Below are 22,853 nucleotides of genomic sequence, written 5' to 3' on the forward strand. Positions count from 1 at the left end.
ACACTCCTTTTTTTGTGGGATAGAATATCCCATTTTTCTTCAGGCTTACTTATTCGTAGGAAGGCAGCTGTCCTTTTTTTACTTTATAGTTACGAGGGGTTTTTCAATTTATGCCCCCAGCCTGCTCATTATTGGGAAGCACTTAGGTGTTGTTTTTTCACCCTTATTTTTTTGGGTGAAGACGTGCATGCCAGACACGGTCTCCGCTGAGGGTTTTGGCCGCGATGAGGTAGTCCTCACTCCCATCCTTTAGCTTGAATTTTTCTTTCCATCCGGCAGCCGTTAGAGGGTGGTTTTTTGCGATGACATTCACTTTTCCCGAAGGGAAGATTTTTTTCAACTCTTTTTTAGGTTGGTGGATTTCGCTCTGAAGGGCGAAGATACGGCAAGGGATTTCGGATAAAGTGGGCAGGTCGCTGACTTCAGCAGAAAAGAGGTGGGTATTTCCATGGAGTTTTTTAAGTCCGGTTTGACGGCTGAAAGCCGCAAAGGCCCCTAACTTCATCACTCCCGCTCCTGGCAGCACCAGGTAAGAGCCGATGGTTTCGGTAAGGGGCGCTTCCTGCTTCCAATCTTGCTCGGTGCACAGGAATCGCAGCAGGCCCTCCTGCTGAAGTTCTACGGTCTCGAATGTCACCCTAGCCTCAGAGGCAGTCGCTTGTGGGCGGTCAGAAAAGTAGGCCAAGAGCTCTTTTACCTCATTTTTAACGCTGATAATGCAGATCTTCTGCAGCTCCGGCAGCTGCCGTAGGAGTTGCTGGATATCCAACATGGGAGAAAGTTTTAGCAGCAGCTGCCTGGATTTTTGGCGTAAAAGAGGCCAGTGTGTGGCGACATCAGGGCTACAGTCTTCGAGGCGGAATACTTTTTCTGCCTGGCTTCCTCTTCTCGCTGGGTCGATAAACAGCAGGTCGAAATGCTTATCAGGGAACTGGTTCAGCGCCTTCAGGCTATCCCCTGCATGAAAGTGTAGCTTTTTTTCAGGGCGGAGATGTTTGAAATTATGTTGGGCTAGTTGAAGCAGCTCGGAATTTTGTTCGAAGTAATGCCCCTCTTGGAATTGGGCCGTTAAGGCCCAAAAGTCCACGCCTAAGCCTCCTGTCAGGTCGCCCATGCGTAAGCCGTCGGAGACGAGACTGCACTTATAGGCTGCGGTTTCCTCCGAGGAGGCTTGCTCTAAAGAGAGATTAGGGGGAAAGAGTAAATCGGGGTGCGCACACCAGGAGGGAAGTTTGTTCTTCGCTTTTTGGCGCGCCTGAATCTGTTGTACGGCAAAAGTCAGGTCGAAGGGCACCTTTCCGTGGTAGCGCAATAAAATTCGTGCAGGCGCATCGCCCTGATGTTCCTGCACGAATTTTCGAATGGCGGCCTGAATCTCTTCGTCGGGAAACTGCATTTACACCAAGCTGTGTTCGACAAGGTAGCTGGCGATTTGTACCGCATTAGTGGCGGCACCTTTTCGCAAGTTATCAGCTACTACCCAGAGGTTCAGTGTGTTCGGCTGCGACTCATCGCGACGCACACGTCCCACGAAGACAGCATCTTTTTTATGTGCGGTTAGAGGCATCGGGTAGGTGTTGGTCGCTGGATCATCCTCCAGGATCACGCCAGGGGTTTTGGCCAGCAGGCCGCGCACCTCTTCCAAGTCGAAATCCTCGTAGAACTCCACGTTAACGGCCTCAGAATGCCCTCCGATAGTCGGAATGCGTACCGTGGTGGCAGTCACCGCTATGCGCTCGTCGCCAAAAATCTTTTTAGTTTCCAGAATCATCTTCATCTCCTCCTTCGTGTAGCCATTCGCTTGGAAGACATCGATATGCGGGAGGACGTTCAAGTCGATTTTATAAGGATAAACCATTTGCGCCTCGCGTCCTTCGCGCTCGGCCATCATTTGGTCTACGGCATCTTTTCCAGTTCCCGTGACGGACTGGTAGGTAGAAACGACGATACGCTTGATGCGGTAGCGTGCATGGAGGAGGTTGAGAGCCACGACCATTTGGATCGTGGAGCAGTTAGGATTCGCGATGATGCGATCGTCTATGCGCAAGTCTTTGGCATTAATTTCCGGAACGACTAACTTTTTGGTAGGATCCATGCGCCATGCCGAAGAATTATCGATAACGATAGTTCCGACAGCGGCAAACTGTGGTGCCCATTCCAGTGAGGTGCTGCCCCCTGCGGAGAAGATGGCGATGTCCGGTTTTTCAGAAACAGCCTGTTTTAATCCGATTACCTGATACGGTTTTCCCTTATAGGTAATTTCCTTTCCCACAGATCGTTCACTGGCTACCAGGAGTAGCTCATCAAAGGCGAAGTTATGCTCAGCGAGCACTTCGAGGATTTCGGAACCTACCAGACCGGTGGCTCCTACGACGGCTAATTTCATGTTTAGGATTGAATTAAATGAGCGCCAAGGCGAATTTAATATTTAGCCCAGCTTCCGGGCTAAATTTTTCACAAAGGTAGTGCTTTTGAGAATGAAAGCAGAAGAGCCTTATGTATATTTTAGCATTTCAAGTCTTTTTCTTCCGATTTTGTTATGTTTTAGTTGGATTTACGTGATTTTCATAATGGCAGGTGGGGAAAGTGCAGGTAGCTGTAAGCGAAAAGAAAAAGAGCGGTATTTTAACCTGTTTCTATAGGTCTAGGTGCTTCTTAAAGAGGAAGTTCACCGCATGAAAAGGGGTTCGAAATGAAAAAAAGCACTTGTAGGCGCTTTTCTTCCGCGTCTGCTTTCCGGCTGTTCGTATCTTTCCGGCATGAGAAAGCGTATCATTTTTTTAGTAGGAGCTCTCGGGCTGCTTTATTTTTCGCTAGAAGCGCAGCAGGTGCAGCATTTTCGAGAGCCTTTTCAGGTGCAGTCGCATCCTGAACCGTTTTTAGAAGGGTGGACGGCGAATGAAATACGAGAGCGCACCCGGGTTTTTCAAGCTGCAGAGCAGGGGACAGCGGGAGCCGCTTTAGCGATTCAGCCGATAGGGACCTTTGATGGTGAAATTTGGGGGCATTTTCAGGCGCCGCAGAGCGGCAAAGGGACCTTTGTGCTCATCGCACGCTCGGGTCGCAATGGGAGTGGCACCCGGGGAGTAGCAGTAAGTGTCGGCGTGGTGGGGCAAGCGGGAGAAGTGCCTGCGGAGCCTTTGCCGCTTGCGGCGGAAACCGCTTTTCCGAATGCAGATACTCCCTACACACGTTATGCTTTTTCCTTTCAGTGGACAGCGGGGCAGTCTCTTTATTTTTATTTAAAGGCGGGTCAGGGGGCTGGTTCGGGGACTACTGCACGATTTTACCTGGACGAGGTACGCCTCGAGGAGGGTTTAGAGGCAGATGCTCCCGTTTTGCCACAGGAACCCGAAGCACCTGAGGAGCCTATTTCCGAGCCAGGGGAGCCAGAGCAAGACCCTGAAGTGCCTGTGGAACCGGTAGAACCGGAGGAGCCCGAGGAAGCCTCTCCGGCTGATCCCGAGGAAGTCCCTGAAGAACCGGAAGCCTCTGAGCCCGAAGAAGACCCGGGGACTTTGGAGCCTGAGGATGGATCTGTTCCTGAACTGCCCGAAGTGCCTGATGCTATTCCGCTCACACTCCGAGCGTTACAGGTGGTAGGGACAGAAACTCTTCTGCTTCAATTTTCAGCAGCCTTAGATCCTGTTTTTGGGTTGAACAGTGTCCAGTACGCCATTAATGGCCAAGAGCCGACGCTCGCCACTGCCTTCGAGAGTTATCCGGATGTGGTACTTTTACACTTTTCCCGTGCCCAAATAGACCTGTGGCGTGTGCATGGAAGGGTACAGGTGGCTCTAGCGCCGCTACCCCTGCAGGACAATAGGACGGGGATTTTGCCGGTCCAAGAGCGCCTTCTGGAGGTGCCTGAATTGGGAGCATCTGCCATTCGGATTCAGGAGCTCATGCCAAATCCACGGGAACATCACCCACTGCCTGTATCGGAGTATGTAGAACTTTATAACACGACGCCTGCCTGGGTATACCTGGAAGATATCGTGCTGGCAAGCAGCCGTCGGGAAACCTCCGCTTCAGGGCTCTTAGTAGCTCCGGAAAGTCATTTCTTGCTGGTTCCGCGTGCCCGATTGGCCGATTTTGAAGCCTTCGGTCCACGTCTTGGGCTGACCAACTGGCCCTCCTTCTTAGTCGGGGGGGATGCTGTGCGCTTGTATGCGGAGGGAGTTCTACTGGATGAACTGCTGTATCCAGGGACCATTTGGCGCGATGCGGACGCGGTAGGGTCTGGTCGAAGCATCGAGCTGGTCGACCTTTCCTATCCCTGCGCCTCTTTTGAAAACATCCGCTTAAGCGAAGATGCTCGGGGAGGGACGCCGGGGGAACCAAATAGTGTCGCAGAGCTCGGCGCCATGGCTGCGCTCCCCTTCCAGCTGGAGCATTGGGAGCTCATCGAGGGTCAGGAGGTCTTGCTGCGCTTTAATCAGTGGCCAGATTTTAGCGTAGGAGGTCCCCAGCTGGCAAGGAATACCGAAAGCCTTGCCTGGGAAAGAGGAGAGGAACCCTTTACGCTTCGGGTACTACTTCCAGAACCTGTAGTTCCGGGTAGTCCCGAGCGCTTGCTATTAGCGTCTCTGGTGAGCTGTTCGGGCACTCCTTTGGCGGAGTCCATTCACAGCCTCGAGTTAATTTTACCAGAGGAGATAACTGTTGGAGATATTTTGATAAGCGAGCTGATGTTTGATCCAGAGGGGGGCTGTCCACCTTTTATCGAGCTAAAAAATGTATCTAAAAAGTTTTTAGATGTGGCAGGATTGGGACTGGCGACTGCTTCCAGTACCGGGGATCGCGGGAGTGTGCGGCTCATGTCCGAGCAATTTTTTTTACTCCCTCCTGGCGAGCTGTTGGTTTTCACAGCGGATGCTGCGGCTTTATGCGCATGTCATGCAGCTGCTCGAGAGGAGGCGATCGTGGAGGTGTCACTGCCTGTTTTTTCGCGGAGCGAAGGGAGGGTGTATATTGTAGATGCAGAAGGGGATGATCTGGAGAGCTTTGCCTATTCGGAGGCGATGCATCATCCGATGCTACAGTTTTCTCGGGGAGTCTCTTTGGAGCGGACGACCTTTGCGGCGGGAGCCGCAAAGCAGGGGGTCTGGCACAGTGCCGCTTCTCATGTGGGCTATGCTACGCCTACGCTTCCGAATTCGGCCCAGTTAACGGAGGCAGCTGCGGCTGAGGGTTGGATCCAAGTCAGCCCTGATTTAATCGCGCCCGATGCACCGGGTGTGCCTACTTTTTTCACCATTCGCTATCAGACAGATGCGCCAGGTTATACGGCAGAAGTGCGGGTGCGAAGTGTGGATGGTAGGGTCATGGAGACCCTCTGTTCCGGTTGTTTGTTAGGAGAAAGTGGTTTTTGGGTTTGGGGAGGAACCCATTCTGAAGGAAAAAGCATACGTGCGGGCTATTATATTTTGGAAGCAGTCTTTCGACATTCTTCTGGAAAATCGCTTCAAGTGAAAAAAACTTTGCCCGTAGGTCGTAATCTATAACAAAATCATTCGTTTTTACGTATATTTAGAACATGTTAATTAATCGCCCGAAAATAAAAAACCTATGAAAAATGATCTCTTAACCTTCGCCCTAAAAGATTATTTCCTGAAAAAAGGAAAAAACTTACATGTCATTCAGCGGTACCTGCGTCTGAAGTACAGGTTGATTGTGGATGAGAAAATCCTTCAAAAGCGGCTGCAGCAGCTTTCCATGTAAAGATAATAGAATCACCTTCGGGTGGTTTTTTTATTTCAGTCTAATTCATTTTGAAATCGGAAAAAGGCCCGTAATTTAGGGCTCGAAACAGAAACAGCACGATTACGTTACACAAGTTACAAAAAAGGTGGCCTTATGAATCAGGAAGAAAAGACGTCCTACTCGCAGGAAGAGCTAAAGGAATTTGAGCAATTAATCAACGAAAAACTGGCCGTGGCCAAGCAGGAGCTGGCGATGTTAAAGGATACATTAGGCAAGCGGAATGATAGTGGGACAGATTATACTGCTTCGACTTCAAAAGTCTTGGAGGATGGAGCGGATACACTGGAGCGCGAAAGCATTAATCAGCTTGCTGCGCGTCAGCAGAAATTCATCATCAACTTAGAGAAGGCATTGATGCGGATTAAAAACGGTACCTACGGCATTTGTGTCGACACGGGGAAGTTGATCGCCAAAGAGCGACTGCGTGCAGTTCCACATACGATGCATTCCATCGAGGCGAAGTTGGCCAAGCGTTAGGGAGGCATGCTGGAGAGACATGTGGAAGCTTTGGTTTTCAGTGCTACAGCGCCGATAAAAGTGCGTGACATTCAGGCCTGTTTAGCAGATATGTTTGGAACGGCGGTGGAGGAAGTGCACATCGAGGAGGCGCTGGAAAACTTACGCCAGCGCTATTCTGATGAACAGTATGCTTTCGGGCTGGAACAGCTTGCGGGCGGCTATCAATTTTTAACCAAGCCCGCATTTCATCCTGCATTATCTGTTCTTTTGAAGCAGCAAACCAAGCGCAGGCTTTCTGTGGCGCAGATGGAAACGTTAGCGATTATCGCTTATAAGCAGCCTGTTACCAAGTCGGAAATTGAGCATATTCGCGGGGTCAACTGCGACTATGCTGTGGGAAAACTTTTAGAAAAGGAGCTTATCGCGATCCGTGGCAAGTCGGAGGCGATCGGTAGGCCCTTGTTATACGGGACCAGCGAAAAGTTTATGGAATATTTTTCGATTAACGACTTGCGAGATCTACCTCAGCCGAAAGATTTTTCAGCTGAGGAGAATGAGATCGGGCTCGAATTAAAGGAGCGGGAGGACTAAAAAGCCACCTGAACGCCCACGGCCACATCGATCCCTCTAACCCGTAGATCCAGCAGCCCGGTGCCTGTGAGGGGCTGCCAGTAGCTACTTCTTAAATAGATGCTCAGTTTTTCGCTCAATAACGCCTGCGTGCCGACACTTACTTTTAGGTGGGAGACGGAAAAGTCTCGCACAGGCAAGCGTACTTCGCTATCTGGTAATCCCAGTCGGTCTTCGAATTCATAGCGAATGCGTTGATTACGAATATAACTGCCGATTAGGCCAAAGCCGGTTTCAAAGCTAAAGGCATCAACGGGCGCAGAGCGCCAGCGAAGTTCTAGCGGGAAAAAGAGCTGGTTTTGTTCTGTATAGATTTCATCGATATCGGTTAAGGGACGTGTGCTGGAAGGAAGTTGTGCTAACTGCCTGGTGTTTAATAGATCGAAATCATCATCATCGATTTCCCCTTTGTAGCGGCCGTGGTAAAAGCCTGTGAAAAGACTCCAACCACTAGCCCATTCTAGTCCGATATGAACCTGCTGTAGACCCACGACGGGATATTCGACGAAAGGGTGTATGGGAAGCTGAGCACCCAAGCCCATCTCTAGAATTACCAGAGGCCGCGTTTTAGTAGCCGGAGGATCATCCTGCATCGTTTTGGCCTCGGCCCCTAAAGTATCTTTTTCTTGTTCAAACACCGCTTTCCAGTCCCTACCCGCTTCATGCGCATTCGGTGTGGTGAGAGGGAGGAAGCTTTCACCTCGGCTTTCACGAGCAGCAGAAGGATTCTGGATGTTTTTTGCCGCTAGGCCACCTTTTTCCTTTTCAATATCGATACTTGCTGCCAGATTTGGTGCTGTACCATCGGGTGCATCCTTTTCCATAGGTACTAAGGAAAACGCTTCCGATGGAGCTGTGGGAAACGCTTCAGATAGAGTTGTGTGCCTATTTTCTTTTGTGAGTAGCTGTTGTATTTCTTCCTGCACGACAATGGTCTTTTTCATGTAAATCGTGTCCACGAGATACAGGGTATCCAGTCGTGTAATGCTTACGACAGGTGCGGTAGCGATACCACCGCCAGGTTCAGAACATCGGCTTAGCTGAAAATGGGCAAAAAGAAGCATCGCCAATAAAGAACTGTACAGGTAAGGCATGTACCAGCTCCGGTACCAAGGTAAAAGCTTTTCCTTCAGCTGTGGCTGGAAGTTCAGCCAGGCTTCATGCGTAAAGGGCTCTTCGTGCGAGCTGAGCTTCTCACCTATTTTTTTATAGAAATTATTGGACTCGCTCATGGTTTTACCTCCTTCCTTCGTCGGTTTTGAATGGCTTGCTGTAACTTTTGTTTGGCTTTCGCCAAATTAGACTTGGAAGTGCCCTCCGTGATTCCAAGTTTTTCGGCAATTTCTTTATGGGTGTATCCTTCTACGGCGTAAAGTGAAAATACCATCCGGTATGCGGGGCTCAGTTGGCCTATCATGTCGAGTAACTCGTCCGTACTTAATTGATCCAGGATGCTCTCTTCGAAGGGTTCATTCCAGTGGTCTGGAATTTCTGGATGCTTGAGGGCATATCGTTTTTGTCTTCTGTAGTGATCGATTGCCGTGTGTACCATGATTTTTTTTACCCAAGCCAGAAAATGTAGTCCGTCGTCATACTGGTCTAAGTGGGTAAAAACTTTTAAGAAGCCCTCATTTAAAATGCTATGCGCCTCGTCTCGGCTGGGAGCATATCGACGGCAGACCCCCATGGCTGCGGGATAGGCAATGGCGAAAAGTTCCCGCTGGGCTCTTTCGTCTTTACGCTTACACTGTGCGATGAGTACTGGAAGTCGGGTGTCGTCTGATGCAGTCATAGTTACAAGGCCATTACGCTTCAAGCTCAGCGAAGGGTTGCCTCGAAAATAAATATTTTTTTCAGGCAACCTATGTGGCCATGTGCGGCGTGATACCCCAAAACTAATCCATCTCACACAATTTAAATGACATTTATGAAAAAAGTTAGTTCACTTCTGCTGTTATTTTTCCTGCACACACTTGTTTTCGCTCAGGAAGCTCCTAAGACACTCTTCTCAGGAAAGCCCGATGGACAAAGCCTTGGGTTTATGGTCGCACCGGGATTACAGTTGACCCAATTAGCAAATGAAGGTTCTCTGTTTTTCACTATTCAGGGTGGCCTCGTCCTTCAGGACAAGTTCACGATAGGAGCTTTTTATGGACAGCTATTAAATGACCCACGCCCCCTGCCGGCTCTTCAGGACCTATCTTCACGCGCTCATTTGGATTCTTGGCAAGCAGGAGGCTACTTCTCTTACACTTGGCAGGCGAATCGTTTGGTTCACGTTAATTTCCCACTTTATCTGGGTGTGATGGAAGTAGAGATAGACGATGCAGGTAGAGGGTTTGATTTCCCGGAAAGCACTACCTTGTTTTTTGAGCCAGGGGCTCAGCTCGAACTGAACCTGCACCGCTTCGCCCGCCTATATGCCGGTGTGGGCTATCGTATTATGGGCAGCACTATCGAGCAGGCTCCGGGTGTGCCAGCGGCCGGTAATGCCCTAACCTTTTCTATAGGTTTAAAAATGGGCCTCTTTCGATTCTCCGATCTGTAAATCTATTTCTTCTTTTATTTAATAAATCTATTTCTTCTTTTATTTAATGATTAGCAAATGAAAAACCTTATCGCTACTATGGCTATTCTACTGGCACTTTTCTCTTGTGCTACAGATGAGCAGCCGGTTTTCGTACCTACGGATAGCCCTTTTCCAGTTTCGGGGAATGCTGCTAACCAAAACAATGAGGCCGCAGGTACAGCTTGGCGCCTTGCCCTATTTGTGGAAGACGGCAAGGAGTTAACGCCCAACTTCAAAGGGGTGTCCTTTTTCTTTCAGGAAGGGGGAGGTCTCTTGGCTCGAGGAGCCTCCGGAGAAATCAGGGGGAGCTGGCAGCTTATAAGACGCTCTTCTGATGATAAGCTGGACATTCGATTCACAGGAAACATGCTTTTCTCTGAGCTAAATGAAGACTGGCGCATCGTAGAACAAAGCAAGCAGCGCATCGTGCTGGAGGATCGTGATGAAGGCCAGGTGGACCGTCTCGTTTTTCTTCCTGTAGGAAGTCAGGAGCAAGTGACATCTCCAGTGACTAATGCAACAGCTGGTAACGTATTCGATTTCTTGCGTGTGGACACTATCCGTGTTGAAGAAATGCGCGAAGGGAACACCGATCGCACTACGCTTTTTCAGGGAGGTACTCTACGGTTCTCAGACATGGGGCACGTGCAGTTTTTGGCCTCCGGCCAAAATGCGCTCAATGGGCAGTGGAAAGTGGAGTTTTCAAATGCGCGTATCGTATTAGAAATGGAGTTCCCGAATCAAAATCCTGTCAGACTCCTAGATGAAGACTGGGTGTTAAGCGAGTTAAGTGGGCAGCGCGCACGTTTTGTCGAGGAAGACGGATCCGACCGCTTGGTGCTGGCGCGCTAAAGGATATTCGCTGTACAATCGTCTTTAGGAAGCGAAAGGGAGTGCTTTCCTTTCGCTTTCCTCTTTTTTAGTCCGTATAGAAAACGGCTAGGGCTTTTCCTTTATCTGTACACCTACCTGGAGGCGGATGAGGTAATTTTTTTTCGTACTCAGTTCTTCACAAAGAGCGAAGGCGCGTCTATTTTTCACTTTGCGGTAGTTTTTTTGGCGAAAAATAAAGGTCCCACCTACAGGAACGTCCGCTAATGCGGGTAGCCCCATCACTTCTGCGGGTCCTATTTCTGGTGATTTTCTGAGACCTAACTCGATTTCCTCCCTTAGGAAAAAGTTGTACAGAGGACTATTGTGGGGGAGAGTCGCCCCTATTTTTGGGAGGTACTTGTAGAGTTTTTCTTTAAAATCATCCGAAAACGCAGGAAAGTCGGGTCGTGTTAAAGGCCAAAGTAATTCACTGAAGTAGTAGCGCCATTCCGACCCATGAGAAGCTACTGGCTCACCCTGTCTCCAAAAGTCTCTGTTGATCCGATGATGAGCAAGCTCATGTAAAAAGGTGAATACAAATCGCGAAGGGCCTAGATTCGCATTTAGGGTAATTTCCAGTGTTTTCGGCTTGTAGGTTCCTAATAAGCGTTTGCGAGGCTGTACGATAAAGATGCTACAGGGTGTCTTTCGGAATTCTGCCGAACAGTAGGCCACTGCGCCCGCAGGCATGTATTGCTCGAAAAGGGTTTCTATTTTAGGCGGCATGGGGAAGTTTACAATTGATTTTTTGGGCTAGGCTTATTTTTGCTACGCTTAAAAGTGAGTAGGAGGTGCCTTTATTTTTTTGGTTTTCGGGCATTCGCAAGTAAGCATTAAAGCCCTTAAAAATAAGCGCTTCTTGCCACATCACAAAAAGAAAAGGCCCACCTTTTGCAAGATGAGCCTTTCAGTAAAAGCGAAATGAACTTATGCCTCTACAGCATCTTCGATAGCCTCTTCAGCTTCTTCCATCATCTCTTCCGCTTCTTCGATTACCTCTTCAGCAGCTTCTTCCATGTCCTCGATGATCACTTCGATCTCTGTTTCTTCAGAAGCTTCTTTTTCGCCACAAGCTGCAGTGAATAGCATGCCTGTTACTGCTAGCAATCCTAATAATTTTTTCATTGTTTGGTTTCTTAAATTGATGCGCAAAGGTACGAAGCTTTATGTAATTTGCAAATATCCGATAAAAACTTTATGTTATTTCTTCTTATACGTGATTTTGATCGGTACTCCATCAAATTCAAAATGCTCCCGCAATCGATTTTCCAAGTAACGCGTATAGGGGTCGCGTAGGTACTGGGGCAAATTACAAAAGAAAGCAAACACAGGATTTTTTGTTGGCAGCTGTGTTACATATTTGATGCGGATATACTTTCCTTTCCACGCTGGCGGTGGATAGCGTTCGATTTCCGCTAGCATGGCATCGTTCAACTTAGAGGTAGGGATACGGCGCGTCTTATTTTCGTATACCTTAACGGCCAGCTCGATTGCTTGAAAGATCCTTTGCTTTTCTACGACGGAGGTAAAAATCATCGGGATCCATCGATTTTCACCGAGCTTTTCCATCATTTCTTTTTTAAAAGTGTCCATGGTTTTATGGTCTTTTTCGATCAAATCCCATTTATTCACCATGATCATGATGCCCTTATTATTTTTTATGCCAAGATTGATCAGGTTCACATCCTGTGCTTCCAGTCCTCGCTCGGCATCGATGATAACGATGAGCACATCGGAGTTTTCCAGCGTGCGAATCGAACGCATGACGGAGTAGAACTCGATATCTTCTTTTACTTTCGCTTTTTTTCGAATGCCCGCCGTGTCTGTGATGATAAAGTCATTACCGTACAACTTGTACCGCGTATGGATAGCGTCCCGCGTGGTTCCGGCTTCGTTTGTCACGATAGAGCGTTCTTTTCCTAAAAGGGCATTTAGAAAGGAGGATTTCCCTACGTTCGGGCGTCCTAAGATTGCGATTTTCGGAATGCCTTCATCCGGATCTTCCGGCATATCGTCTTGTAAATGCTGGATGACTTCATCCAGCAAGTCACCTGTACCCGCGCCACTGACTGCGGCGATGGGAAAGACGTCATTTTCTCCCAGTCCGAGACCATAAAACTCAGCAGAACCTAAGATTCTGTCGGATGTATCTGCCTTATTCGCCACTACGTATATCGGTTTTTTCGTCCCGCGCAGTTCATTTGCGAACTCTTTATCCAGGTCCGTTAAGCCATCATGACAGTCCACCACAAAAAGGATCACCGTCGCTTCTTCGATAGCCAGTTTTACTTGTTTACGAATTTCACTTTCATAAACATCATCGGAGCCGGTAACATATCCTCCTGTGTCGATGACAGAAAAAAACTTGCCGCCCCAGGTGGCATGCCCGTAATGACGGTCACGCGTCACCCCACTCATATTATCTTCTATCGCTTTTCTTTCTTCCACCAGTCGGTTGAAGAAAGTCGACTTTCCTACATTCGGTCGGCCGACTATTGCTACTATATTCGCCATTGTATATCGCTGTTACTGGTCGTAACCAAATCGCTTTAATTTATTTTTATTTTTTCTCCAGTCTTCTTCCACCTTCACATGGGTGTCCAAGAAAACTTTTTTGCCAAAAAAGGCTTCCAGGGCTTCTCTAGCCTGAATACCGATGCGTTTGATGGCTTTTCCTCCATCACCGATGAGGATTCCTTTTTGAGACTTTCTCTCCACATAAATGACGGCACGAATCTTTAAGATGTCGGGTTCGTCATAGAAATCCTCTATGTTTACTTCTGTGCTGTAGGGGATCTCTTTTTTGTAGTTGATAAAGATTTTTTCCCGAATAATTTCCGAGGCAAAAAAGCGCTCTGTTTTATCGGTCAGCTCTTCTTTATCATAAAAGGGAGGGTGCTCGGGCAGGATGTCTAAAATCTCCTGCATGATGCGCTCGATGTTAAAGAGCTCCTGTGCGGAGATAGGAATGACGGTGTGGACTTTTAAGCGACTTGTCCAGTAGGCGGTGACGTCTTCTAGCTGATTTTCTTTCGATAGATCGATTTTGTTAATCACCAATAGAACCGGAACTCCGGATTGGTTAATTCTTTCCAGTACGTCTTCTATTTCGCTGTCGGTTTCGAATAGATCGGTTACGAAAAGAATCACATCTGCGTCCTCTAAAGACATGGACACAAAACCCATCATGCTTTTATGCAGTTCGTATTTGGGTTTTAGCATCCCTGGGGTGTCCGAAAAAACTACTTGGTAGTTTTCTTCATTCACTATGCCCATGATGCGGTGTCGCGTAGTTTGGGCTTTAGAGGAGATGATCGAAAGTCGTTCACCTATCAGCACATTCATAAGCGTGGACTTGCCGACATTCGGTTTCCCGATGATATTAACAAATCCTGCTTTGTGTGGGATGGGATTCATGACCATATTTTTTTTCGCAAAGTTAGCTAAAAAAAAATTAAAAGCGGGCATGCAGCCTTTTTGCTGCCGCCCGCCCGTTTAGTTCTCCCCTACAGGCAGGAGTCCTTGTGGACCGAGCACCCACTCTTGATACAGGGCCTGCCCGGCAGCATCCAGGCCTTGTAGCACCACGCGGTATGTTTTGGCGACATCGCTGTTAAAAAAAGGAAGTGTCGCCCGTCCATCTCCATCTAAGCGCAGATCGGGATTCCAGTAGAGCGTTCCTCTGTAGTCTGGTTTGGCCAGCGGCCCCCGCTCATAAGGCGGCTGATAGAAAGTGGCCGCGCGCGCATAGCCAGGAAACTGGAGTAAAAACATCCCTTCACCTAGTGCGGAGGGGTCTCCTAATCCGCGCTTGGTATAGATGGCGATCACTCCACCACCTCCGGAAGCGCCGAAAATAGACAAGCTGGCCCCATCCTTAAAGATATCGATCGCCGACACATCACGTGGGGGGATCATTCCTGCTGTCATGTAATCCACGGGCATATTATCGAGTAAGACGATAGGCGCCTCATCCCCAAAGCTGGCTGAGCCTCGAATGACGATGCTAGGCTGCCCACCGATATTATAGGTGACACGTACACCCGGTACGCGGCCTTGAATGAGCTGCCAAATATCAAGAAAGGCCTCTGAACCCGGAATATCTGCCGTGCGCAAGGTGACATCTCCCTGCCCATACATGCGGTCGATGCCCTCTTCCACAGCATCGTATTTATCGGCTTCCACCACAAACTCCTCCATTTCCATCAAGCTAGACTCGTCGAAAGCCAGCGCACTTTCTTTGCGTTTACGCGCCTGTGCTAATGCCTCCAGAAGCGCTTCCGAAAGGGTGAAATCACCCCGGAAAGGGGTGAACTCTTCCCAGTAGGCATACGTATTCGGAGATTCCTCTAAATTTAGGTCTACTAAGGTCCCCAGCCGTCCATCTTTCACCGAAATCGTTACCTGCGTGGTGTCGTAAAACTCGAGCGCATCGAAAAGAAAGTTTCCGTTCGGTCCATAATCTCCAGCCAGAAAAGCCTCTTCTTCCCCATCCACGAATACCGAAATGCTACCGCCCCGCAGTTTTCCGCGAATACCTTTACCGGGGCTGACCTGCCCGATCAAGTTGATGCCTTCTTCTATGAAGGTGCTGTTTTGGTACTTCTCCTGCATCAGGTGCTCCCAGTCGAAGCGCCTCCAGCCGTGCGTAAGCATGATTTCTTCCATGTCTTCATGTGCGTACTGGCGTAGTAATTCGGTTGCAGGAAGGTGAAAATCATCGAGGTCGGCACTTAGATAGAGGTAGGAGGCCAGGCTTTGATGCGCAGCATCCCCGCTCTCTAAGGCATCCGTGATGGCTACAGAAAAGCGGGCGTCCTGAAAGTCAGCCGTAGAGGGGAGTGCTAGTAAAAAGGTGTTTTTGGCGCGGGGCGCAAAGTCCAAGCGGTCCGGCTGGAGCTGCAGCTCCGGAGTAGTGCGATTATGTATGTACACCAGACGCTCAGCAAGGGGGGTCCCCTCCTCTGTCAACAGTGTGACCTGGTTGATGCCATAGGGCAAGCCTTCCGTCCGTACCCGGCTATTAAGCCCTCCGTCCTGGAAGCTGACGCGCTCCAAGTGACCTATGGCGCCACGATTATGGACGAGGAGATATAGCGCTTGTGCCTCTAGGCTGGGGCTGCTATTGTGTGCAGAAATATTGAGTAGTTGATTGTTAAAGTTGGTAACGCTAAGGCTGATGCCTGCTGTGCGCAAGGGGGGTAAAGTGGCGGCAGGAGGGGGGCCATCGAGGCCAGAAAAGCGTATGCCTGCACCTGTTAGGTCCTCCGGTGCCAGGGCTGGAAAGGTGATGCTGCCCAGTCCAAGGGCATTGGTTTCGAAAGCGTAAGAGGCTTCTGCCAGTACCACTTCTCCCTTTAGGGCTTTGCCGGAGCCATCGGGAAGCATGGCTTGTATCCCCATCTTGGCGGGCATCCCGGCGATCCAGTTTCCGCCTTCGGGGAAAAATCTGACGCGAACTAGGGCGTCGGGCAGGGGAAGCTTGAAGCTGCGCTGTATGGAGAACTCCTCATTTTCATCTAAAAATAAACGGAGCTCAGGGGCTTCGCGCAGCTGTTGCTCGCTGAGCGCAAAGCGGAAGGTGCCTTCGCCAGCGCTGGTGGTTCCCGTAAGGCCCTGAGTAGCGGGCTCACCCCTTCCGACTACCTCGAAGCGTAGGGATTCGCTGGCTAAAGGGGCGTTTCTTTCGTTTCGAGCTTTAAAATCTACTGTGTACTGAAAGTTCGTTCCTGCCGCCTCCCAGGTGATGGTCGGCTCAACCTGAAAACTTAAATTATAAGGTTCCAGGATTTGAATTCGCTGCTGAAAGTCTGGGTATTTCTCGAAACCTTTCATCCACTGGGTGTAGGCACGGATATGGTAGTGCCCTTCCGATTGGAAACGCTGGGTACGAAATTCTCCTTTTCCTGCTCCCTGATCGATTTTTACTTTTTTCTGCTCGAGAAGCTGGCCTTCATTAGATAAAAAGTCTACATAGAGGACTTTACTTAAGGGAGAGGGAACGTTTAAAGCGCCGGCTGTCACATAGGCGGCGAACCAAATGGTGTCACCGGGAACGTAGTGCGTTTTATCGAGGTGGAGGTAAACCTTTTCCTCGGGGAGTAGACTGCTGTAGTTTTCGAGTGGTCCTAAAAAAGTAGGGGGCTCGATTTGTTGTGCTTGACTTTCTTGCCCACCTGTAAAAAATCCTATACAAAAAAATAATATCCACACGAGGCAGCGGCCTAGGCCTTTGATGATTACTTGCATGATAAATTTTGGTGCTGGTTAAGGGAGGAAAGTTACTGGGAAATCTGGAGAGTTTTCCCCTGGGGGAAGTTTTTTAACTATTTTTTATGATTTATGGGTGAAAATTATTTATAAATGGTCGATTTTTGTTCATTTATTTTGGGTGTTAACGGATTTACCCGTAATTTTAAACAACAATTACTATGCTTAATGTTGAAATTATGAAAAATCAATGGAGAAATAGTCTGTCGTCGGGGTTCTTGTTAGGGCTTGGCGCATGGCTGTTATTCGGATCCCAAGACCTATCAGCCCAGCAAATGGGGACCGGGATTCAGGCAGATGAAAATTTACGCTTGGCGGCTGATGGTGCTGTGATGCGTGTGGTGGCTAAGCCAAAAGAGGACACCAAGGGCTCACCTTTCTTTTTTGAGGAAGAGTTACAGGGTACGCCTTACAGTAAAGGAGAGCCGGGCACACGTCGTTATTTTAACTTCCATGGCCAGGAGAAGCGGATGGTCATGCGTGCGCCAAACGGTAATTTAACCTTTTTAGAGGTGATGGGTGCTGATTCTGTTGTTTTTGTAGATGAAAAAATCACCTTCGTGAATGCTGCGGCCTTAGATAAAAGTTTCGAAGACCTGCCACTGGAAAAAGTTACTGTGAAAGGTGGGAAGAAGCTGTATCTACTGCACGACTCAGTTTTTACTCCAGCAGATTACGAGGGTGGCTATAATGCAGATAGGCCATATGATGAGTATTATTTTCGTTTACAAGCTTATGAAATGGTAAACGGTAAGCTTGAAAAGGTGAAGTTTAACCGTAAGTGGGTGAAAACGAATGTAAAAGATTTTAAAGGAGTAGAGCCTTTAATACTGGCACAGGGGCTGCGTTATAACGAGCACGAAGACCAAATGAAGATCTTAGACCTGATTCGCGATTGAGTCTGAGTGGTCCCTGCATACGGCAGAAATGCAGTGCAGGGACCTAATTGTTTTTTATTTCGTGTAAATTCCTTGCTGAATCAAGCATGGTTACACATTTTTTTAAGTAGATTGCTGTATAAATTGAGCCATGCACTATCTACAAATTGAGTTGGAAAGACTGCTTCAGTCAGACCTGAAGCTCTTTAATTTTATTCAGGACTTCGCCTTGGATGGCCTTTGGTTTTGGGATTTAGAAAAACCAGAGGAAGAATGGATGAATGACCGCTTTTGGGAGGTGTTGGGCTATGATCCACGCCTCATGCCGGCGAAGTCAGACTCTTGGAAAACACTGATTTTCCCGCAGGATTTTGAGGCCGTTCAAAAAAATTTGGCTGCCCATCTGGCTGATTCTTCTTTTCCTTTCGATCAACTAGTACGGTACCGTCATTCGAATGGAAGTACCGTGTGGGTGCGCTGTGTAGGCAAGGCGATTTTAGATGCTGCTGGAAAGCCTGTGCGTCTGATAGGTGTACACCAAGATAAGACTGCACTGATGCGAGAAAAGGAGCAGTTTTATGCAGCTTTTCACCAGACAGCCGCAGGCATGGCTTTTTTAGACCAAAAGGGTCTTGTTCAAAGCAATAATAGCACCATGGCAGCCTACCTAGAGAAGGAAATGGAGGGTTTGGTGGGTAAAAAATTAGCAGCAAACATAGTCTCCGTAGAAAAGGAAAATGCTTTTGAAAAAGGATTGGATGAGCTGCTACGAGGTGTTCTTTCCGATTTTTCTGTTACGGCTTTTTTTCGCGGAACAAGTGATAGGCCCAAGCTATTACAGCTGAAAATTAGCCGTTTAAGAATTGTTGACTCAGTTACGTTTTTTGTTTTAGCACTTGATGTTACCGAAAAAGAGCGTTCACTCGTTGAGTTAAAGCGAGCAAATAAATTACTCAACGAAGCCCAGCGCATCGGGAAAATGGGCGCCTGGGAGCTCGATACGCGGACAAAAAAGCTTATTTGGTCGGACGAGGTTTATCAAATTCATGAAATAGAGAAGGGAATTGATTTACAGCTAATCGATGGGCTCTCTTTTTATCATCCTGAAAACCGTGCACGTATCGAAAAAGGAGTGCAAGATGCTATTTTTCTTCAGCGGCCCTATGATATGATTAACCGGTTCATTACTGCTAAGGGGAGACATTTATGGGTTCGCTCCACCTGTTATCCGGTAGTAGAAGGGGGTGTTACGGTTAAGCTTTTCGGCATGTTTTCAGATGTTACTGAACAAGAACTGGACAAGCGACAAATCGCGAAAGAACAGCAATTTTCTCGTCAGGTGCTCGATCACATGCAAGATGGTTTCGTGTCCTTTACCGCGGCTGGAGCTATTAAACGTGTAAACCCGGCCTTTTATACGCTCAGCGCCCACGGAATTGAGGGGGCTTTAGAAGATCTTTTTATTCCGGATTTGTTCGACATGTCGGGAGATGTCACAAAAAAAGACTGCCTGGAGCTGCTTTTGAAGCCCTTTGTGGGAGAATGCCAGCTTATTTCGAAGCATGGAGAACGGATTCCCGTTCTCGTTAGCTCAGGATTTTTAGCTGCTATAGAAGATGAAGCGCCTTATTTTATTACGATAAAGGATATCCGCGATTTAAAAGCCCTCCAAGCCGAACAGCAACGACTCCTCTCGAAAACGAATGATCAAAATACACGGCTGCGGAATTTTGCTTACATCGTCACGCATAACTTACGTTCGCATCTGTCAGGGATCACGGGAATGCTTCAGCTTATCGACAAGGAGCAGCCTGAGTTGATGAAAAACCCTTATTTAGGCCTTTTGACACAAGCCTCACAACAGTTACATGGTACGATCGATGAGTTAGCCGAAGTGGTTCGGTTTCAGTTAGGGGAAGAGCAGCGCGAAATAGTACCTATTTCCGAGACGCTACAGACTGTTCTGCATACACTCGCGGCTGTCGCGCACAAAGAAGATGTGCAGCTGGATAATCAGGTTGCTCCAGGTTTTAAAGTCTATGGGGTGCCTGCATATGTAAGTAGTGTGCTGCTTAACTTGATAAGTAATGCGATCAAATATAAAAACCCTGCTGTTCCATCTTGGGTGCGCATCAGTGCCGAGGTAGCAGAAGAAATGCTGGTCCTCACCGTGGAGGACAATGGGCTCGGAATGGATTTAGCACAAATGGGTGATAAGCTATTTGGATTGTATAATACTTTTCATAGGCACCATGAGGCGCGTGGTATCGGGCTTTATATCACAAAAGGACAGATCGAAGTCATGGGAGGCCGTATCGAGGTAGCCAGCACACTGGGTGAGGGGACTACCTTTACGGTCTATTTGCCTGCGGCAAAGTAAATGTTTGTCGAATTCGCTTTGAATTTGCTTTTTGTTTTACAGGTTTCAGTATGAAATACAGTCCAAGGCCTATACTTTATTGTCCATCCTTTTTTTCCAAGGTGATTATGAGAAAGTAACCTTTGCTCTTGGTTAGAAGTGAAGCCAACGTAAACTTTATCGAATTTTTGGCTGTACAGTACGTATGAGGTAAACGTTAGGTGAAGAAAATATAGTTTTACGAAAAAATTTTTGTATTTTATGCCTCAAGTAGCTCTTGCTATTAGGTCCTCGGACTTTTGTAATCGGATATTTTAACTGGAGCCATTTCGGTAAATGAGAATACATTCTCTGTAACCGTACCTGCCACATTATCGAAACCCTTAACTTAAATCCAGGGATATAAATTTTTTGTATTGATTATCAAGAGGTTAGTATTTATTTTGAATATTTTAAGGCTAAATGCTTGCGGGGGGGAGAATAACTATATTTATAAATAATACAATAGAGCGCTCTAATATTTGGATCAAACAATTCAATCGTTGGTATGGTTAAATGTTTAATATTTAAATTAATCTATTATGTATGTCAAATTAAAATTATTCCTCATTCTTTTTGGGTTTTTCTACGTTATTAATATTGCGGATGCGAGATGGTTTGCTTCAATGCAGGCTGTAAAGGTATATGAAGGTTTCGCCAGCGTAGAATCGTCCATTTCGGTAAGTGGTGATTCTATTGGTTTGGGAGGAGGATCATTTGAAGCAACATTTGTAGGAATTTCTATTGCATGTGGAGCAGCATTGTCATCTTGTGATGAAAGCAAATTGTAATATATAGAAGTTAAAACAAATAATGATTAAAACTGCAACAATTTTCCTAAGAGCATTTTTAATGCTTTTTGGCCTTATTAGTCTTTCCTGTAACAAAACTTCTAGCAATGAACATATAAAGTATGCTGAAAGTGATTTTAAGGTAATTTCTGTACTACCGGAGAGCAAAGTCAATATAAGTGATTTTGGGAAAAATCTAGAATATGTGGTTTTAGAAACTAAACCAGGTTACATAATCGCATCATTAGATAAGGTGAAGGTACAAGATGATAGGATTTTTATTTTGAGTAAAACTCAGAAGACGATATTTATTTTTAGTTTAGCTGGTGATGCTATTGGAAAAATATCAGATTTTGGAGATGGTCCAGGTAAATACCCCGGGATATCCGATTTTGACGTGCAAAACGACTGTATTTGGTTGTTGACAAGTCCTTCAAAGTCGGTATTTAAATATGATTTCTCAGGGAATTTACTTGAGATAAAATCAACCAACGGAAATTATATGCGAGAGTTGATTTCATTGGATAGTACTTATGTCGCTCATTTAGTAGATGCATTTGATTATCAAAATAAATTCAATATTGTAGAGTGGGACAGCGAATTTTCAAATCGTATCAATCAATTTCTTTATATAGATAAAGATAGAAGGAATAATCCGCAAATAGTAGAGAATTATATTGCAAAAAGTGATTCCAGTATTTTCATTGTTGAAAATTTTTCAAATCTAATATACGTCTTTAAAAATAAGGAGTTGTTAATTAATTTTGAAATAACAATAAATGGTCGAGGTGTGCCTTTAGATTATATGAAAAAGTTTAAATCCAACACAAATAAGGCAGTAAAAGCGTCTATTGACGAGGATTTATTTACTGGGTTTAGGAAAATAATTTCTTCAAACTCATTTCTATTTTTAGAATTGATGAAAGGAGATGAAATTATTCGAAGTTTTATTTCATTAAAATCGGGAGAATCAATTTCCTTTAAAACATTTGGTTTCGACTTTGACTTCGGTTTAGCGGGAGAAGTAATCGGTGCAAAAAATGATAAATTTATTATGTTGGTTCCAGAAAATATTATGAATGATTTAAAGCAATTGGATATTGATGGAAAGATAAATGAGGAAAATCTAAAAAATAATCAATTAAGGAAAGTAATAAAATCATATGAAAAAGAAGGTAATCCAGTGCTTGTGTTTTTTGATGTTGACGTTAATAGTGGGTTGTGGAAATAAAAATTCGGTTGAAAAATTGAGTGATATTGATATTCCTCAATTGATCAATCTTAAAATGGAAATAAATGGAAATAGAATAGTATTTAATAATTTGGATCCTGGCTATTATTATTTGGTATCTACAACATGCGAATTTTGTTTAGATAGTGAATTGTCAAAAATTGAAGAGTATAATAAAAATAATGAAAAGAAAATTCATTTAATTATAAGTGACGAAACTACAATTAATAGAATAACGCAGTTTATGGATGTGACGAAAGTGTACAGATCTTCCCATGATTTATCCGATTTCTCTTTTATGATAGATAAAAGGAATTCTAAAGAATTCGCATTAATAGGGTTTGATGATATAATTAAATAGTGTTTAAACTACTGGGTATCCGTTTGCTGGCGATCATGAAGCTGCACGTCTGAAGCTGCCATGTACATCATTATGGCAAGCTGTAGGGTTATAGGTTGTGTAGCAAAGCTCTTAAAAACTGTCTGCCATTTCCAGTTTTTAATTCCTTTTCTCTTTTTAAGGCTTCACTTTTTGTTTTAAAGGTTTCAGTATGAAATACAGACCAAGGCCTATACTTTATCGTCCATCCTTTTTTCCCGAGGTGATTATGAGAAAGTAACCTTTGCTCTAGGTTAGAAGTGAAGCCAACGTAAATTTTATCGAATTTTTGGCTGTACAATGCGTATACGGTAAACATAATGTGGGAGAAAATAATAAATTTAAAAATAAGTTATTGGTTTGCCATTATCAAAAAAAAACTCGAACCTGTGTCCGCCTAGGCGGATAAGAGCCCGTTTGTCGCAACATAGAAAAGATGCCGGAATTGAATCAATATTTTACCCGAAAAGTTTTTTTGGGCTTTGGCGAAAGACCTTAGATGAAGGAAGATTTTACTTGGTTATACCCCTATACGGATAACCAACTAACTAAGTTAAACCTGCATTTTTCGACATGAAGAAGAAGTGAAAAAACAGACCCATTTCCCGC

The 22,853-nt window shown here is 46.1% G+C and carries 22 protein-coding genes; 11 read left to right on the plus strand and 11 right to left on the minus strand.

Annotated elements, in window-relative coordinates:
- Positions 1–163: 163 nt before the first annotated feature.
- Positions 164–1,396 carry a THUMP-like domain-containing protein gene (locus ACXIT9_RS08880; RefSeq protein WP_458055880.1) on the minus strand — a complete coding sequence of 411 codons (1,233 nt, stop codon included), beginning with the start codon at positions 1,394–1,396 and terminating at the stop codon, positions 164–166.
- A complete protein-coding gene (locus ACXIT9_RS08885; RefSeq protein ID WP_458055881.1) occupies positions 1,397–2,386 on the minus strand; it encodes an aspartate-semialdehyde dehydrogenase in 990 nt (329 codons plus the stop codon).
- Between the two features lie 373 nt (positions 2,387–2,759).
- Between ACXIT9_RS08885 and ACXIT9_RS08890 the strand changes: the two genes are divergently transcribed.
- The 4 genes from ACXIT9_RS08890 (at position 2,760) to scpB (ending at position 6,816) form a co-directional block, all read left to right on the plus strand.
- Positions 2,760–5,507, plus strand: a complete 2,748-nt coding sequence (locus tag ACXIT9_RS08890) for a lamin tail domain-containing protein (protein ID WP_458055882.1) — start codon at positions 2,760–2,762, stop codon at positions 5,505–5,507.
- Between the two features lie 64 nt (positions 5,508–5,571).
- Positions 5,572–5,724 carry a hypothetical protein gene (locus ACXIT9_RS08895; protein ID WP_169315092.1) on the plus strand — a complete coding sequence of 51 codons (153 nt, stop codon included), beginning with the start codon at positions 5,572–5,574 and terminating at the stop codon, positions 5,722–5,724.
- A gap of 135 nt (positions 5,725–5,859) precedes the next feature.
- Positions 5,860–6,243, plus strand: a complete 384-nt coding sequence (locus ACXIT9_RS08900) for a TraR/DksA family transcriptional regulator (RefSeq protein ID WP_458055883.1) — start codon at positions 5,860–5,862, stop codon at positions 6,241–6,243.
- Between the two features lie 6 nt (positions 6,244–6,249).
- Positions 6,250–6,816: an SMC-Scp complex subunit ScpB gene (gene scpB, locus ACXIT9_RS08905; RefSeq protein WP_458055884.1), complete on the plus strand. Its 567-nt coding sequence runs from the start codon at positions 6,250–6,252 to the stop codon at positions 6,814–6,816.
- Here the strand turns inward: scpB and ACXIT9_RS08910 are convergent.
- Positions 6,813–8,087 (minus strand): hypothetical protein, encoded by a 1,275-nt coding sequence (locus ACXIT9_RS08910; protein WP_458055885.1) that lies wholly within the window; start codon positions 8,085–8,087, stop codon positions 6,813–6,815. The two genes, scpB and ACXIT9_RS08910, sit on opposite strands and share 4 nt — an antisense overlap.
- A complete protein-coding gene (locus ACXIT9_RS08915; RefSeq protein WP_458055886.1) occupies positions 8,084–8,647 on the minus strand; it encodes an RNA polymerase sigma factor in 564 nt (187 codons plus the stop codon). The genes ACXIT9_RS08910 and ACXIT9_RS08915 overlap by 4 nt, the downstream gene beginning before the upstream one ends.
- A gap of 135 nt (positions 8,648–8,782) precedes the next feature.
- Here ACXIT9_RS08915 and ACXIT9_RS08920 point away from each other — a divergent pair, with 135 nt between their 5' ends.
- Both ACXIT9_RS08920 and ACXIT9_RS08925 read left to right on the plus strand, forming a co-directional pair.
- Positions 8,783–9,403: a hypothetical protein gene (locus tag ACXIT9_RS08920; protein ID WP_458055887.1), complete on the plus strand. Its 621-nt coding sequence runs from the start codon at positions 8,783–8,785 to the stop codon at positions 9,401–9,403.
- A 57-nt stretch (positions 9,404–9,460) separates the two neighbouring features.
- Positions 9,461–10,276 carry a hypothetical protein gene (locus ACXIT9_RS08925; protein WP_458055888.1) on the plus strand — a complete coding sequence of 272 codons (816 nt, stop codon included), beginning with the start codon at positions 9,461–9,463 and terminating at the stop codon, positions 10,274–10,276.
- 87 nt (positions 10,277–10,363) lie between these two features.
- Here the strand turns inward: ACXIT9_RS08925 and ACXIT9_RS08930 are convergent, their stop codons facing one another.
- The 5 genes from ACXIT9_RS08930 to ACXIT9_RS08950 all read right to left on the minus strand — a co-directional run bounded on the left by ACXIT9_RS08930 (position 10,364) and on the right by ACXIT9_RS08950 (position 16,546).
- Positions 10,364–11,023 carry an ImmA/IrrE family metallo-endopeptidase gene (locus tag ACXIT9_RS08930; RefSeq protein ID WP_458055889.1) on the minus strand — a complete coding sequence of 220 codons (660 nt, stop codon included), beginning with the start codon at positions 11,021–11,023 and terminating at the stop codon, positions 10,364–10,366.
- 201 nt (positions 11,024–11,224) lie between these two features.
- The gene (locus ACXIT9_RS08935) at positions 11,225–11,422 is read right to left on the minus strand and encodes a hypothetical protein (RefSeq protein ID WP_009057164.1); all 198 of its coding nucleotides are present in this window, start codon (positions 11,420–11,422) and stop codon (positions 11,225–11,227) included.
- A gap of 75 nt (positions 11,423–11,497) precedes the next feature.
- Entirely contained in the window at positions 11,498–12,811 is a 1,314-nt protein-coding gene (der, locus tag ACXIT9_RS08940) for a ribosome biogenesis GTPase Der (protein WP_458055890.1), read from the minus strand.
- A gap of 12 nt (positions 12,812–12,823) precedes the next feature.
- Positions 12,824–13,714 carry a GTPase Era gene (era, locus tag ACXIT9_RS08945; RefSeq protein WP_458055891.1) on the minus strand — a complete coding sequence of 297 codons (891 nt, stop codon included), beginning with the start codon at positions 13,712–13,714 and terminating at the stop codon, positions 12,824–12,826.
- 78 nt (positions 13,715–13,792) lie between these two features.
- Entirely contained in the window at positions 13,793–16,546 is a 2,754-nt protein-coding gene (locus ACXIT9_RS08950; RefSeq protein ID WP_458055892.1) for a TonB-dependent receptor plug domain-containing protein, read from the minus strand.
- A gap of 200 nt (positions 16,547–16,746) precedes the next feature.
- On the opposite strand from ACXIT9_RS08950, the gene ACXIT9_RS08955 reads away from it, so the two are divergent.
- Positions 16,747–17,466 (plus strand): hypothetical protein, encoded by a 720-nt coding sequence (locus tag ACXIT9_RS08955; protein ID WP_458055893.1) that lies wholly within the window; start codon positions 16,747–16,749, stop codon positions 17,464–17,466.
- Between the two features lie 130 nt (positions 17,467–17,596).
- Positions 17,597–19,825: a PAS domain-containing sensor histidine kinase gene (locus tag ACXIT9_RS08960; protein WP_458055894.1), complete on the plus strand. Its 2,229-nt coding sequence runs from the start codon at positions 17,597–17,599 to the stop codon at positions 19,823–19,825.
- Here the strand turns inward: ACXIT9_RS08960 and ACXIT9_RS08965 are convergent.
- Positions 19,804–20,067, minus strand: a complete 264-nt coding sequence (locus tag ACXIT9_RS08965; RefSeq protein ID WP_458055900.1) for a GIY-YIG nuclease family protein — start codon at positions 20,065–20,067, stop codon at positions 19,804–19,806. The two genes, ACXIT9_RS08960 and ACXIT9_RS08965, sit on opposite strands and share 22 nt — an antisense overlap.
- 318 nt (positions 20,068–20,385) lie before the next feature.
- Here ACXIT9_RS08965 and ACXIT9_RS08970 point away from each other — a divergent pair, with 318 nt between their 5' ends.
- The 3 genes from ACXIT9_RS08970 to ACXIT9_RS08980 are packed head-to-tail and all read left to right on the plus strand — an operon-like array spanning position 20,386 to position 22,226.
- Complete coding sequence (locus ACXIT9_RS08970; protein ID WP_458055895.1) at positions 20,386–20,634, plus strand: hypothetical protein; 249 nt, start codon at positions 20,386–20,388, stop codon at positions 20,632–20,634.
- A 22-nt stretch (positions 20,635–20,656) separates the two neighbouring features.
- Positions 20,657–21,865 carry a 6-bladed beta-propeller gene (locus ACXIT9_RS08975; protein WP_458055896.1) on the plus strand — a complete coding sequence of 403 codons (1,209 nt, stop codon included), beginning with the start codon at positions 20,657–20,659 and terminating at the stop codon, positions 21,863–21,865.
- A gap of 16 nt (positions 21,866–21,881) precedes the next feature.
- Positions 21,882–22,226 carry a hypothetical protein gene (locus ACXIT9_RS08980; protein WP_458055897.1) on the plus strand — a complete coding sequence of 115 codons (345 nt, stop codon included), beginning with the start codon at positions 21,882–21,884 and terminating at the stop codon, positions 22,224–22,226.
- Positions 22,227–22,314: 88 nt separating this feature from the next.
- Here the strand turns inward: ACXIT9_RS08980 and ACXIT9_RS08985 are convergent, their stop codons facing one another.
- The gene (locus tag ACXIT9_RS08985; protein ID WP_458055898.1) at positions 22,315–22,563 is read right to left on the minus strand and encodes a GIY-YIG nuclease family protein; all 249 of its coding nucleotides are present in this window, start codon (positions 22,561–22,563) and stop codon (positions 22,315–22,317) included.
- Positions 22,564–22,853: the final 290 nt, after the last annotated feature.

It is taken from the genome of Nitritalea sp. (genome assembly GCF_054166705.1).

What these genes read in the sequence shown, in the direction of transcription:
- ACXIT9_RS08885 (WP_458055881.1), bottom strand. Translation starts at nt 2,386, where the DNA reads ATGAAATTAGCCGTCGTAGGAGCCACCGGTCTGGTAGGTTCCGAAATC.
- ACXIT9_RS08985 (WP_458055898.1), bottom strand. Translation starts at nt 22,563, where the DNA reads ATGTTTACCGTATACGCATTGTACAGCCAAAAATTCGATAAAATTTAC.
- ACXIT9_RS08950 (WP_458055892.1), bottom strand. Translation starts at nt 16,546, where the DNA reads ATGCAAGTAATCATCAAAGGCCTAGGCCGCTGCCTCGTGTGGATATTA.
- ACXIT9_RS08930 (WP_458055889.1), bottom strand. Translation starts at nt 11,023, where the DNA reads ATGCCGCCTAAAATAGAAACCCTTTTCGAGCAATACATGCCTGCGGGC.
- ACXIT9_RS08920 (WP_458055887.1), top strand. Translation starts at nt 8,783, where the DNA reads ATGAAAAAAGTTAGTTCACTTCTGCTGTTATTTTTCCTGCACACACTT.
- ACXIT9_RS08960 (WP_458055894.1), top strand. Translation starts at nt 17,597, where the DNA reads ATGCACTATCTACAAATTGAGTTGGAAAGACTGCTTCAGTCAGACCTG.
- ACXIT9_RS08975 (WP_458055896.1), top strand. Translation starts at nt 20,657, where the DNA reads ATGATTAAAACTGCAACAATTTTCCTAAGAGCATTTTTAATGCTTTTT.
- ACXIT9_RS08900 (WP_458055883.1), top strand. Translation starts at nt 5,860, where the DNA reads ATGAATCAGGAAGAAAAGACGTCCTACTCGCAGGAAGAGCTAAAGGAA.
- ACXIT9_RS08970 (WP_458055895.1), top strand. Translation starts at nt 20,386, where the DNA reads ATGTATGTCAAATTAAAATTATTCCTCATTCTTTTTGGGTTTTTCTAC.
- ACXIT9_RS08935 (WP_009057164.1), bottom strand. Translation starts at nt 11,422, where the DNA reads ATGAAAAAATTATTAGGATTGCTAGCAGTAACAGGCATGCTATTCACT.
- ACXIT9_RS08955 (WP_458055893.1), top strand. Translation starts at nt 16,747, where the DNA reads ATGAAAAATCAATGGAGAAATAGTCTGTCGTCGGGGTTCTTGTTAGGG.
- ACXIT9_RS08910 (WP_458055885.1), bottom strand. Translation starts at nt 8,087, where the DNA reads ATGAGCGAGTCCAATAATTTCTATAAAAAAATAGGTGAGAAGCTCAGC.
- ACXIT9_RS08895 (WP_169315092.1), top strand. Translation starts at nt 5,572, where the DNA reads ATGAAAAATGATCTCTTAACCTTCGCCCTAAAAGATTATTTCCTGAAA.
- ACXIT9_RS08915 (WP_458055886.1), bottom strand. Translation starts at nt 8,647, where the DNA reads ATGACTGCATCAGACGACACCCGACTTCCAGTACTCATCGCACAGTGT.
- der (WP_458055890.1), bottom strand. Translation starts at nt 12,811, where the DNA reads ATGGCGAATATAGTAGCAATAGTCGGCCGACCGAATGTAGGAAAGTCG.
- scpB (WP_458055884.1), top strand. Translation starts at nt 6,250, where the DNA reads ATGCTGGAGAGACATGTGGAAGCTTTGGTTTTCAGTGCTACAGCGCCG.
- ACXIT9_RS08880 (WP_458055880.1), bottom strand. Translation starts at nt 1,396, where the DNA reads ATGCAGTTTCCCGACGAAGAGATTCAGGCCGCCATTCGAAAATTCGTG.
- era (WP_458055891.1), bottom strand. Translation starts at nt 13,714, where the DNA reads ATGAATCCCATCCCACACAAAGCAGGATTTGTTAATATCATCGGGAAA.
- ACXIT9_RS08890 (WP_458055882.1), top strand. Translation starts at nt 2,760, where the DNA reads ATGAGAAAGCGTATCATTTTTTTAGTAGGAGCTCTCGGGCTGCTTTAT.
- ACXIT9_RS08925 (WP_458055888.1), top strand. Translation starts at nt 9,461, where the DNA reads ATGAAAAACCTTATCGCTACTATGGCTATTCTACTGGCACTTTTCTCT.